Source organism: Streptomyces sp. NPDC127190, assembly GCF_042672505.1.
Taxonomy (GTDB): Bacteria; Actinomycetota; Actinomycetes; order Streptomycetales; family Streptomycetaceae; genus Streptomyces.
In genome coordinates this window covers 178,672-191,156 of the sequence record NZ_JBHXVE010000017.1, presented here as the reverse complement: position 1 = coordinate 191,156, position 12,485 = coordinate 178,672, and the positions used below count along the sequence as shown (strand labels likewise).

10 protein-coding genes are annotated in these 12,485 nt (G+C 70.0%); 6 read left to right on the top strand and 4 right to left on the bottom strand.

What is annotated here, in order from left to right; genetic code table 11:
* Positions 1-301 precede the first annotated feature (301 nt).
* Positions 302-1,519: an alpha/beta hydrolase gene (locus ACFVIU_RS25445; RefSeq protein WP_385845268.1), complete on the bottom strand. Its 1,218-nt coding sequence runs from the start codon at positions 1,517-1,519 to the stop codon at positions 302-304.
* 170 nt (positions 1,520-1,689) lie between these two features.
* Positions 1,690-2,325 carry a TetR family transcriptional regulator gene (locus tag ACFVIU_RS25440; protein WP_385845266.1) on the bottom strand — a complete coding sequence of 212 codons (636 nt, stop codon included), beginning with the start codon at positions 2,323-2,325 and terminating at the stop codon, positions 1,690-1,692.
* A gap of 114 nt (positions 2,326-2,439) precedes the next feature.
* On the opposite strand from ACFVIU_RS25440, the gene ACFVIU_RS25435 reads away from it, so the two are divergent.
* Entirely contained in the window at positions 2,440-4,056 is a 1,617-nt protein-coding gene (locus ACFVIU_RS25435; protein WP_385845265.1) for an MFS transporter, read from the top strand.
* A 589-nt stretch (positions 4,057-4,645) separates the two neighbouring features.
* Here ACFVIU_RS25435 and ACFVIU_RS25430 read toward each other — a convergent pair.
* On the bottom strand, positions 4,646-5,410 hold the full coding sequence (locus tag ACFVIU_RS25430) for a potassium channel family protein (protein WP_385845264.1): 765 nt from the start codon (positions 5,408-5,410) through the stop codon (positions 4,646-4,648).
* Positions 5,411-5,493: 83 nt separating this feature from the next.
* Positions 5,494-8,241: a pyruvate dehydrogenase (acetyl-transferring), homodimeric type gene (gene aceE, locus ACFVIU_RS25425; RefSeq protein ID WP_385845263.1), complete on the bottom strand. Its 2,748-nt coding sequence runs from the start codon at positions 8,239-8,241 to the stop codon at positions 5,494-5,496.
* A 381-nt stretch (positions 8,242-8,622) separates the two neighbouring features.
* On the opposite strand from aceE, the gene ACFVIU_RS25420 reads away from it, so the two are divergent.
* The 5 genes from ACFVIU_RS25420 to ACFVIU_RS25400 all read left to right on the top strand — a co-directional run bounded on the left by ACFVIU_RS25420 (position 8,623) and on the right by ACFVIU_RS25400 (position 12,343).
* A complete protein-coding gene (locus ACFVIU_RS25420; RefSeq protein ID WP_385845261.1) occupies positions 8,623-9,060 on the top strand; it encodes a DUF3052 domain-containing protein in 438 nt (145 codons plus the stop codon).
* 127 nt (positions 9,061-9,187) lie between these two features.
* Positions 9,188-9,646, top strand: coding sequence for a peroxiredoxin (locus ACFVIU_RS25415; RefSeq protein ID WP_385845260.1), 459 nt, complete (start codon positions 9,188-9,190; stop codon positions 9,644-9,646).
* A gap of 144 nt (positions 9,647-9,790) precedes the next feature.
* Positions 9,791-10,366, top strand: coding sequence for a TerD family protein (locus tag ACFVIU_RS25410; protein WP_385845259.1), 576 nt, complete (start codon positions 9,791-9,793; stop codon positions 10,364-10,366).
* A gap of 95 nt (positions 10,367-10,461) precedes the next feature.
* A complete protein-coding gene (locus ACFVIU_RS25405; RefSeq protein WP_385845258.1) occupies positions 10,462-11,040 on the top strand; it encodes a TerD family protein in 579 nt (192 codons plus the stop codon).
* A 154-nt stretch (positions 11,041-11,194) separates the two neighbouring features.
* Positions 11,195-12,343, top strand: a complete 1,149-nt coding sequence (locus tag ACFVIU_RS25400) for a DUF475 domain-containing protein (RefSeq protein WP_385845256.1) — start codon at positions 11,195-11,197, stop codon at positions 12,341-12,343.
* The last annotated feature ends 142 nt before the right edge of the window (positions 12,344-12,485 follow it).

Below are 12,485 nucleotides of genomic sequence, written 5' to 3'. Positions count from 1 at the left end.
CCCGGCGGCCCCCCACAATCCGCTCCGGGGGGCGGGGGCGCGCCCCCCGCGCCCCCCGGGGTGTCCGGCTAGGGCCGGGGGCGTGCCAAAAACCCCCCCCGGGGCGGCGGGTCACCCGCGGCCCCCCGAGGGCCTGGAACAGCTTCGGAGTCCGAATCCCCCGTTCGTAACGGATGAGCACGGAGTCGGACTCGAACTCCCAGACGGCATGAAAACCCGCCAGTACGTCACCCATGCGGCTCATCGTATGCGGCACGTGCTCCTCCGTCGCCACCCGCGCAGACCGCACTTCCTGCTGTCTCTACGCGCGTCCGGCGGTCGTCGTGCCGGGCAACCCGGCCCGGCACATGTCGTCGTCCTGTGCGCAGGTCAGCGCCGGGTACGCGGCCACCCCCACCGCGGCGAGATTGCGCAGGCTGTCGGTGCCGGGCTGGAAGTAGCCGGCGTGTCCCTGGGCGTCCCGGGCGGACAGCACCCGGGCGCCGAAGCCGGCGGAGACCGGGTCGGCGCCGTGCCCGAGTCCGCCCAGCTCCAGGTACGGCACGTCCTGGATCCAGTCGGTGGCGTCCCGCATGGCCCAGATCCGGGCCTCGGTGCCCAGGTGGGAGGCGCCGGTGACCCGCATGCCGGGGCTCGCGGCCACCGCTATGTCGGACACCCGGCCGGGCATCTCATGGGCGGCCACCCCGCACACCACCGAGCCGTAGCTGTGGCAGAACATCGCCACCGGGGCGCGGCCGGGCAGGGCGCGCAGCAGGGCGTTCAGGCGCAGGGCGCCCTCGGCGGCGCGCCGCCCGGTGGCCGCGTCCATGCCGAGGCCGTCGGGGGCGGTGTAGTCGGCCCAGGCGATCACGGCCGTACGCGTCGACGGGCTCGCCGCGCGCTCCGCCGCGTACAGCGCCGTGGCCATGCCGACCGGGGCGCTGTAGGGGCGGTACGTCTTCTGGAAGGTGAGCAGGTCGGTGTCGACGCCGGGGACGACGACCGAGATCCGCTGGGCGTGGTCGAGGTCGCCGAACACCTCGGCGACCCGGCCCGAGCCCTCGGGGTCGAAGGCGAGGATGTGCCGGCCGGGCTCCAGCAGGGACTCGTAGCGGTGCATCCGGCGGCCCGCGTCCTGCTGCCCGGCCGTGCTGAGCCGGCTGTCGTGCATGCGCTTCTGCTCGGCCCTGCGGGCCTGCTCCAGCGCGATGCGGTTGGCGCGGTAGCGCAGGTCCACCGGGGCGCCGTTCATGTTGCCGACCGCGAGCGGGTAGCGGTGGGCGAGGCGGTCGCGGTCCGCGGCGTCGACGGAGGAGAAGAACCGGGCGAGCGGCGCGGGCCCGGCCTCGGGGTCCGGCAGCCGGGCGCCGTGCAGCCGGCCGTGCTGCCACGCGGTGCGCGAGGCCTGGAGCGCGGACGGCTTCCGGTGGCTGTGCAGGGCGGTCCAGCCGGTGGTCGCGAGCATCACGAACACCACGGCCAGCGCGAGCAGGGCGCGCCAGACGTTGAGGGGCGGGGAGGTGTCGAAGGAAGTCACTGGGAGGACACACTAGGAGAACGAGAGGGTCTCGGGGTAACCGAGTGACAGGTCTCACGTTTCGGCAGGAGTCGAACAGTTGAGGCCCACCGCGCCGATGATCAGGGCATTCCCGTGCCGATGATCTCCGGGCCGCCGCGCGGATGATCTCCCCTTCGCCGCACCGGCCGTCAACCGGCCTGCGGGGCGCGCCAGTTCCCGGTGAGCGCCGGGCCCACCTGATCGAGGTAGGACGAGGTCAGCGCGCGGATCGACTCCAGGCTGAAGTCGTCGCCGGCACACCACTGCCGGTCCGTGACCCTCATCACCGCACCGAACACCGCCACCGCCAGCCGCGGCCGGGGGTCGGTGTCCACGTCCACGCCCTCCCGGTCGGCCAGGATCCGCGCGATGGTCTCCTCGGTGGCCGCCGAGCGCGCCAGATGCGCGGCGAGCAGCGCGGGCGTCGAGTCGATCGTGCGGTACATCCGCAGATACAGCTCCACCGGTACGGCCGACTCGACCGTCTCCCGGATCCCGTCCCAGCCCTCCAGGACCGCCTGGCGCAGCGCCTCCAGCGGCGCCTCGTGCGGCGGGCGCGCGCGGACGGCCTCGGCGAAGCGCGCCTCCGCCATCTCCTGCACCGCGAAGGCCGCGTCCTCCTTGCCGGCGAAGTAGCGGAAGAAGGTCCGCTGGGAGACCTCGCAGGCCTCGGCGATCTCGTCCACGGTGGTGCGCTCGTAACCCTGCGTGGTGAACAGTTCGAGAGCCGCTCGCAGCAGCGCCTCCCGGGTCCGCCGCTTCTTTCGCTCGCGCAGGGTCTCCATCTGGCCTTCCTCGGTGCATGTCCGTCCGGCTCAGCCTATGCGGCGGCGACGTGTCAGTTGCCGACTAGTGAGGCCGATTGTCAATTGTCAGCGACTGTCACTAACCTCGTCGGTATGACTAGTCGGACCACCATCGACGCGACCGGGCCGGGGGGCGCACCGGCAGCCCCGGCGGCGCCGGCGCCGCCCGCGGGCCTGCGCGGCCATCCCTGGTTCACCCTGATGACCGTCGCCGTGGGGGTCATGATGGTGGCCCTCGACGGCACCATCGTGGCCATCGCCAACCCCGCGATCGGCAAGCATCTGGACGCGAGCTGGGCCCAGCTGCAATGGGTCACCAACGCCTACTTCCTGGCGCTCGCGGTCTCGCTGATCACCGCCGGAAAGCTGGGCGACCGCTTCGGCCACCGGCTCACCTTCCTGATCGGCGTGGCCGGTTTCGCCGCCGCCTCGGCCGCCATCGGCCTGTCGGACAGCATCGGCGCCGTGGTGACCTTCCGGGTCTTCCAGGGGCTGTTCGGGGCGCTGCTGATGCCGGCCGCGTTCGGCCTGCTGCGGGCCGTCTTCCCGGCCGAGAAGCTCAACACGGCCATCGGCATCTGGGGATCGGTGGTCGGCGCGTCCACCGCGGGCGCCCCGATCCTCGGCGGTGTCCTCGTCGAGCACGTCAGCTGGCAGTCGGTGTTCTTCATCAACCTGCCGATCGGCGCGCTCGCCCTCCTCCTCGGCCTGCTGATCCTGCCGGACCACCGCGCCGAGAACGCTCCCCGCTCCTTCGACCTGCCCGGCATCGCGCTGCTCTCCGGCGCCATGTTCTGCCTGGTCTGGGCGCTCATCAAGGCGCCGGCCTGGGGCTGGGGCGCCGGCCGGACCTGGCTGTTCATCGTCGTCGCGGTCGTCGGGTTCGCGCTGTTCGCCGTCTGGGAGAGGCGGGTGTCCGAGCCGCTGATCCCGTTGGCGCTGTTCCGCTCGGTGCCGCTGTCCGCCGGTGTCGTGCTGATGATGCTGATGGCCATCGCGTTCATGGGCGGCCTGTTCTTCGTCACCTTCTATCTCCAGAACGTGCACGGCATGAGCCCGATCGACGCGGGTCTCCACCTGCTGCCGCTGACCGGCATGATGATCGTCGGCTCGCCGCTCGCCGGAGCCATGATCAGCAGGTTCGGGCCGCGGATCCCGCTGGCCGGCGGCATGGCGATCACCGCGTTCGCCATGTACGGCGTCTCCACGCTGAAGGAGAACACCGGCAACGGACCGCTGGCCCTGTGGTTCGTGCTGCTCGGCCTGGGCCTGGCACCGGTCATGGTCGGCGCCACCGAGGTCATCGTCGGCAACGCGCCCCTGGAGCTGGCCGGTGTCGCCGGTGGCCTCCAGCAGGCGGCGATGCAGGTCGGCGGCAGCCTCGGTACGGCCGTGCTGGGCGCCGTGATGGCCTCCAAGGTCGACAGCACCCTCGCCGGGAACTGGGCGGACGCGGGCCTGCCGAAGCTGCCGCAGCGGCAGCTGGACCAGGTGGCCGAGGCCGTCCAGCAGGGCGTCGCCCCGGTGCCCAAGGGCACCCCGGCGCCGGTCGCCGCGAAGATCGCCGAGGTCGCCCATCACACCTTCATCTCCGGTATGAGCCTGGCCGCACTGGTCGCGGCCGGGGTGGCGGCGTCCGCCGTGCTGGTCGCGCTGCTCACCAAGCGGGGCGCGAACGCGGAGGCCGGCGGGGGCGTGGGGCACATCTGACGTGCTTCCGGCGGGGGGAGTGAGCGGCGGAGTTCCCCTATCAGGGTGACTCCGCTAAAGATCGCTCGCCCTGGGTGCGCGCCCCAGGTCACAGTGGGTCACGTCCTCCGCAGGACATGGGAGGACGGCGGGCCGTGGCGCGCGCTGCGGAGGGGGCTGCGCGCGCTGGGCTGCCGCCGGCTTGGCGGGGGGTGCGTGTCCCGTCGCCGGGTGCGGGGCGTTTCGGTCCGTCGCCGTGGGGGTGCTTCGCCGTCGCCGGGTGCGGGTCCGTTTCGGGTTTTCGCCGTGGGGCTGCTTCACCGTCGCCGGGGGCGCGTCCGCTTCGGCCTCCCGCCGTGGGGTGCTTCACCGTCGCCGAGTGCAGGTCCGTGCCTGGCCGGTCGCGCAGTTCCCCGCGCCCCTTACCGCAGCGCGCCACCTCCAGCCGCAGCAACCGCACCCCGCCGTGGGGCTGCTTCACCGTCGCCGGGGGCGCGTCCGCTTCGGCCTCCCGCCGTGGGGTGCTTCACCGTCGCCGGGTGCGGGTCCGTGTCTGGCTGGTCGCGCAGTTCCCCGCGCCCCTTACGGGGCCCGCGCCCCTTACCGCGCCTCAGCGCCGCTGTTCTTCTCTCCGCTCCGCGCTCAGCCGCGCCACCTCCAGCCGTAGCAGCCGCACCTCCTCGGTCAGCGCGGCCAGCGCCTCCCGTTGGCGCCGCTCCTCCACGTCGTCCTTCTCGAACCGCGAGATGAACCACGCCGCGATGTTCGCCGTGACCACACCCAGCAACGCGATCCCGGACAGCATCAGCCCCACCGCGATCATCCGCCCGAGCCCCGTCGTCGGCGCGTGGTCCCCGTACCCCACGGTCGTCATCGTCGTGAACGACCACCACACCGCGTCACCCAGCGTCTTGATGTTCCCGTGCGGCGAGTCCCGCTCCACCGACAGCACCGCCAGCGACCCGAACATCAGCAGCCCGATCACCGAGCCCACGACATACGTCGTCAGCCGGATCTGCGGAGCCATCCGCGCCCGCCGCCCCACCAGCAGCAGCGTCGCCACCAGCCGCAGCAACCGCAGCGGTTGCAGCATCGGGAGTATCACCGCGCCCAGGTCGGGCCAGTGCCGCCGGACGAACTCCCGCCGCCGCGGGGCCAGGGCCAGCCGCACCAGGTAGTCGGTGGCGAACGCCGCCCACACCACCCACTCCACGGCCGTGCACACAGACGTCAGCGAGTAGCCCGCCGAGCCGTCCACGATCGGCACCGCGTACGCGACGGCGAAGGCCACCGCGAGCGCCAGCAAGGGCCGTTCGGTGCGCCTCTCCCACCGCGCCTGCGCCGAAAGCCGTGCCGCTGCCGCCCGTTGCTCCATGAACGCATCGTAAAGAAAAGGTAAGGGCGGTGGAGAATCGAACTCCACCGCCCTTGGCCGAATCGCCGCCGCTCAGCGCCGCGTCACGCGTCGCCGCCCGCCGCTCCCGGGTCCGCCGCCGAGACGTCCAGCAGCTGGTACCGGTCGATGGCCTGCTTCAGCACGGACCGGTCCACCTTGCCCTCGCGGGCCAGCTCGGTCAGCACCGCGACCACGATCGACTGGGCGTCGATGTGGAAGAAGCGGCGCGCCGCGCCCCGGGTGTCCGCGAAGCCGAAGCCGTCCGCGCCGAGCGACTGGTACGTGCCCGGCACCCACCGTGCGATCTGGTCCGGAACCGACCGCATCCAGTCGGACACGGCCACGAACGGACCCTCGGCGCCGCTGAGCTTCCGGGTCACATACGGCACCCGCTGCTCCTCCTCCGGATGCAGCAGATTGTGCTCCTCGCACTCCACGGCCTCGCGCCGCAGCTCGTTCCAGGAGGTAGCCGACCAGACGTCCGCCCTGACGTTCCACTCCTCGGCGAGCAGCCGCTGGGCCTCGAGCGCCCACGGCACCGCCACACCGGACGCCATGATCTGCGCCGGGATCGAGCCGTCCGTGCCCGCGCTGATCCGGTGGACGCCCCTGATGATGCCCTCGACGTCCACGTCGGCCGGCTCGGCGGGGTGCTGGATGGGCTCGTTGTAGACGGTCAGGTAGTAGAAGACGTCCTCGCCGTGCGGGTGCTCCTCGTCGCCGCCGTACATCCGGCGCAGGCCGTCCTTCACGATGTGCGCGATCTCGTAGGCGTACGCCGGGTCGTACGCCACGCACGCCGGGTTGGTCGAGGCGAGCAGCTGCGAGTGCCCGTCCGCGTGCTGGAGGCCCTCACCGGTCAGTGTCGTACGGCCGGCGGTCGCGCCCAGGACGAAGCCGCGCGCCAGCTGGTCGGCCATCTGCCAGAACTGGTCGCCGGTGCGCTGGAAGCCGAACATCGAGTAGAAGACGTAGACCGGGATGAGCGGCTCGCCGTGCGTGGCGTAGGCCGAGCCCGCCGCGATCAGGGAGGCCGTGCAGCCCGCCTCGGAGATGCCGTCGTGCAGCATCTGGCCGGTCGGGGACTCCTTGTAGGCGAGCAGCAGCTCGCGGTCCACCGACTCGTACTGCTGGCCCAGCGGGTTGTAGATCTTCGCGCTCGGGAAGAAGGAGTCCATGCCGAACGTGCGGTACTCGTCCGGCGCGATCAGCACGAACCGCTTGCCGATCTCCTTGTCCCGCATGAGGTCCTTGAGCAGGCGCACAAAGGCCATGGTCGTCGCGATGGACTGCTGGCCCGTGCCCTTCTTCACGGTCGCGTACGCCTTGTCGTCCGGCAGCGGGAGCGGCTTGGAGCGGACGACCCGGGTCGGCACATAGCCGCCGCACTCCCGGCGGCGGTCGTGCATGTACTGGATCTCCTCCGAGTCCCGGCCCGGGTGGTAGTACGGCGGCGGGCCGGACTCCAGCTCCTTGTCGGAGATCGGCAGGTGCAGCCGGTCACGGAAGCGCTTGAGGTCGTCGACCGTCAGCTTCTTCATCTGGTGGGTCGCGTTGCGGCCCTCGAAGTTCGGACCCAGCGTCCAGCCCTTGACCGTCTTGGCGAGGATGACCGTCGGCTGGCCCTGGTGCTCCAGGGCCGCCTTGTACGCCGCGTAGATCTTGCGGTGGTCGTGACCGCCGCGGCCCAGCATCAGGATCTGGTGGTCGGTCATGTTCTCGACCATGGCGCGCAGCCGCAGGTCGTCACCGAAGAAGTGGTCGCGGATGTACGCGCCGGACTCGGTGGCGTACGTCTGGAACTGGCCGTCCGGGGTCGTGTTCATCCGGTTGACCAGCACCCCGTCGCGGTCCTGCGCGAGCAGCGGGTCCCAGGTGCGGTCCCAGATCAGCTTGATCACGTTCCAGCCGGCGCCGCGGAAGACCGACTCCAGCTCCTGGATGATCTTGCCGTTGCCGCGCACCGGGCCGTCCAGCCGCTGGAGGTTGCAGTTGACCACGAAGGTCAGGTTGTCCAGCCCCTCCCGGGCGGCGATGGACAGCTGGCCGAGCGACTCCGGCTCGTCCATCTCGCCGTCGCCGAGGAACGCCCACACGTGCGACGCGGAGGTGTCCGCGATCCCGCGCGCGTGCATATAGCGGTTCATCCGCGCCTGGTAGATCGCGCCGAGCGGGCCGAGGCCCATGGAGACCGTCGGGAACTCCCAGAAGTCCGGCATCGAGCGCGGGTGCGGGTAGCTGGACAGGCCGTCCGGGTACTTCGACTTCTCCTGCCGGAAGCCGTCGAGCTGCCGCTCGCTGAGCCGGTCGAGCAGGTACGCGCGCGCGTAGATGCCCGGGGAGGCGTGGCCCTGGAAGAAGATCTGGTCGCCGCCGCAGCCGTCGTCCTTGCCGCGGAAGAAGTGGTTGAAGCCGACGTCGTAGAGCGAGGCGGAGGAGGCGAAGGTGGCGATGTGGCCGCCGACGCCGATGCCGGGGCGCTGGGCGCGGGAGACCATCACGGCCGCGTTCCAGCGGGTCGCGTTGAGGATCTTGCGCTCGATCTCCTCGTTGCCCGGGAAGAACGGCTCGTCCTTGGTGGCGATCGTGTTGACGTAGTCCGTGCTGCGCATCTCCGGCACGGCCACGCGCTTCTCGCGGGCCCGCTCGATCAGCCGGAGCATGAGGTAACGGGCCCGCGCCCGGCCGCGCTCGTCCACCGCGGCGTCGAGGGAGTCGAGCCACTCCTGGGTTTCCTCGGGATCGAAGTCAGGAACCTGACTCGGAAGGCCGCCAATGATGATCGGGTTGCGATCGGATCCGGAAGCCACGCTGTTCCTTACCTGTCAGAGGGCCGATATGTCACTCGTGCCTGCACCGTCCCCATCGTGTACCTCGGGGAGGCGTACGTCATCTCCACCGGTCAAAACGCAACGATACGCCCGGGGTGTGATGTGATCGGCAAAGTTGTTCGAGGGGGGCGCCGATGGATGGTTCCGAACCTCGCAAACCGGGCACATCGGTGTGGTGTGGCTCACGTGGAGGCGGGATACGCTGCCAGAGGTTGCGTCGACACGGCCCGGATCGTCACCGTTTCGGCGGTCCCGTCGGCCGGGTACTTGCGCGATCCGTCCCGCCCGTGTGGACTACGGCCAATGCTTCGCGCACGCGCGTGGCTGAGTTATTCCCAAGACATGATCAGGAGGCAACCCGTGAGCGCGACCGCGGACCACGCGGAGGAGCGGACGAACCCTGCCGCCAGGCTGGGGTTCCAGCCCGAGCAGGTGGTCCAGGAGCTCGGCTACGACGACGACGTCGATCAGGAGTTCCGCAAGGCCATTGAGGAAGCCATTCAGGGCGACCTGATGGACGAGGACTACGACGACGTGGCCGACGCCGTTGTGCTGTGGTTCCGTGACGACGACGGCGACCTGACGGATGCGCTGGTGGATGCCACCACGTACATCGAAGAAGGCGGCGCCATCCTGCTCCTGACGCCGAAGACCGGCCGATCGGGGTATGTGGAGCCGAGCGACATCCAGGACGCCGCCTCGACGGCCGGCCTGACGGCGGCCAAGAGCGTCAGTGTGGGCAAGGACTGGAGCGGCTCGCGACTCGCGACGCCGAAGGCGACCAAGTCCAAGAAGTGACCTGAGGTCACCCCGGACGGGCCGGATCTCGCCCCGGCCCGTCCGGAGCCCCCGGTGATCGCTGCGTAGGGTGGACCCGAGCGTCCGCTGTGCTCACCCGAACAGCTCACCGAAGGGATGTACGACGATGGCGATCCAGGTCGGCGACAAGGCGCCCGATTTCGAGCTCAAGGACAACCACGGCCGCACCGTGAAGCTCTCGGAGCTGCGTGGCGAGAAGAACGTCGTCCTGCTCTTCTACCCGTTCGCCTTCACCGGTGTGTGCACCGGTGAGCTGTGCGAGCTGCGTGACAACCTCCCGAAGTTCTCCGACCGCGACACCCAGGTGCTCGCCGTCTCCAACGACTCCATCCACACCCTGCGCGTCTTCGCCGAGCAGGAGGGCCTGGAGTACCCGCTGCTGAGCGACTTCTGGCCGCACGGCAACGTCTCGCGCGCCTACGGCGTCTTCGACGAGGACAAGGGCTGTGCCGTCCGGGGCACCTTCATCATCGACAAGGAGGGCGTCGTGCGGTGGACCGTGGTCAACGGCCTGCCGGACGCCCGTGACCTGAACGACTACGTGAAGGCGCTCGACACCCTCTGATCCGGCGGACCCCCGGTCCGACACCTTCGAAAGTCGGGGTCCAGGGTCTGCGGGGGGCGGGAACCCGTCACTAGGATCGGCACGTTGATCCCATATCCGAAGCACGACGGGGCTCCCCGCCCCTGGACACCACATGGAGGACTCGTGGGAGTCAGCCTCAGCAAGGGCGGCAACGTATCGCTGACGAAGGAGGCCCCGGGCCTGACCGCGGTCAACGTCGGTCTGGGCTGGGACGTGCGCACCACGACCGGCGCCGACTTCGACCTCGACGCGAGCGCGCTGCTGCTGAACACCTCCGGCAAGGTCATCAGCGACCAGCACTTCGTCTTCTTCAACAACCTCAAGAGCCCCGACGGCTCGGTGGAGCACACCGGTGACAACCTCACCGGTGAGGGCGAGGGCGACGACGAGATGATCAAGGTCAACCTGGCCGGTGTCCCGGCCGACGTCGACAAGATCGTCTTCCCGGTGTCGATCTACGACGCCGAGAACCGCCAGCAGTCTTTCGGCCAGGTCCGCAACGCCTTCATCCGCGTCGTGAACCAGGCCAACCAGCAGGAGATCGCCCGGTACGACCTCAGCGAGGACGCCTCCACCGAGACCGCCATGGTCTTCGGCGAGCTGTACCGGCACGGCTCGGAGTGGAAGTTCCGCGCCATCGGCCAGGGCTACGCCTCCGGGCTGCGCGGCATCGCCCAGGACTTCGGCGTCAACGTCTGACGCAGAGCCGCTCCCGATCCGGCGCCGCACCGTTTACGGTCGGCGCCGGACGTGCAGGACAACCAGACAAGCAGCAGCAGGGGAGGACCAACAGCATGGGCGTCACGCTCGCCAAGGGGGGCAATGTCTCCCTCTCCAAGGCCGCACCGAACCTCACCAACGTCATGATCGGACTCGGCTGGGACGCGCGCTCCACCACCGGCGCACCCTTCGACCTGGACGCCAGCGCGCTGCTGTGCGGCGCGGACAACCGGGTGCTCGGCGACGAGTGGTTCGTGTTCTACAACCAGCTGAAGAGCCCCGAGGGCTCGGTGGAGCACACCGGTGACAACCTCACCGGTGAGGGCGAGGGCGACGACGAGTCCATCCTGGTCGACCTGGCCAAGGTGCCCCCGCACTGCGAGAAGATCGTCTTCCCGGTCTCCATCCACATGGCGGAGGAGCGGGGCCAGACGTTCGGCCAGGTTTCCAACGCCTTCATCCGCGTGGTGAACCAGGCGGACGGGCAGGAGCTGGCGCGGTACGACCTCAGTGAGGACGCCTCCACCGAGACCGCCATGATCTTCGGCGAGCTCTACCGCTACCAGGGCGAATGGAAGTTCCGCGCGGTCGGCCAGGGGTACGCGTCGGGCCTGCGGGGCATCGCTCTCGACTTCGGTGTGAACGTCTCGTAGCCGGCCGGTCCCGGTCCGGTCGCGTGCTGTGGCTTTTCCGTGAGGGTTGCCCTGGTCACTGTCACGGGTAGGGTGCCCCTCTAGACTCAGGTCAACGTTTAGCAAAGCCGAGTACGGCGCGGGGGAGCCCCGTACGCACACGATTGGGTAGCCAGTGCTTCTGAAAACCTTCGGCTGGTCGTTCGCGGTCACCGCGCTCGGCCTGGTCGCCGCGGTCTTCTACGGGGGGTGGGAGGCCTTCGGGGTCGTCGCGATCCTGGCCGTCCTGGAGATCTCGCTGTCCTTCGACAACGCGGTGGTCAACGCCGGCATCCTGAAGAAGATGAACGCCTTCTGGCAGAAGATCTTCCTCACGGTCGGCGTTCTCATCGCGGTCTTCGGCATGCGGCTGGTCTTCCCGGTCGTCATCGTCGCGATCACCGCCAAGCTCAACCCGTACGACGCGGTCCACCTCGCCCTGACCGACAAGGACCGCTACCAGCAGCTGGTCACCGACGCCCACCCGGCGATCGCCGCGTTCGGCGGAATGTTCCTGCTGATGATCTTCCTCGACTTCATCTTCGAGGACCGGGACATCCAGTGGCTGCGCTGGATCGAGCGGCCCCTGGCCAAGCTCGGCAAGGTCGACATGCTGTCGGTCTGCATCGCCCTGATCGTCCTGCTGATCACCTCCTTCACCTTCGCCACCCACGCCCACCAGCACGGCGGCGTGCACGTCGACAAGGCGCAGACGGTCCTGATCTCCGGCATCGCCGGCCTGATCACGTACATGATCGTCGGCGGTCTCTCCGGCTACTTCGAGGACAAGCTGGAGGAAGAGGAGGAGCGCGAGCACGAGGAGGAGGAAGAGGCCGCCCGCACCGGCAAGCAGAAGTCGGCGGTGCTGCTGGCCGGCCAGGCCGCGTTCTTCATGTTCCTCTACCTGGAGGTCCTGGACGCGTCCTTCTCCTTCGACGGTGTGATCGGCGCCTTCGCCATCACCAACGACATCGTGATGATGGCCCTGGGCCTCGGTATCGGCGCGATGTACGTGCGGTCGCTGACGGTCTACCTGGTCCGCCAGGGCACCCTCGACGACTACGTCTACCTGGAGCACGGCGCCCACTACGCGATCGGCGCGCTGGCCGTGATCCTCATGGTCACCATCCAGTACGAGATCAACGAGGTCATCACCGGCCTGATCGGTGTGGTCCTGATCGCCTGGTCGTTCTGGTCGTCCGTCCGCCGCAACCGCGCCCTCGCGGCCGCGGGAGAGGGCTCCGGCGACTCCGACGACAAGGCGGCCCTCTCCTCCGGGGTGTGACACCCCGGCCGGTGAGGAACGCTCTGAGCGGGGGGGGCGGGCGGGGGGGGGGGCCCGCGCGCGGCCGGGGGGAGCTGCACGAGAACTTGGGGGGGGGGGGGGTGGGGAGTGTGTGGGCTGGGGGGGGGGGGCGCGGGCGGGG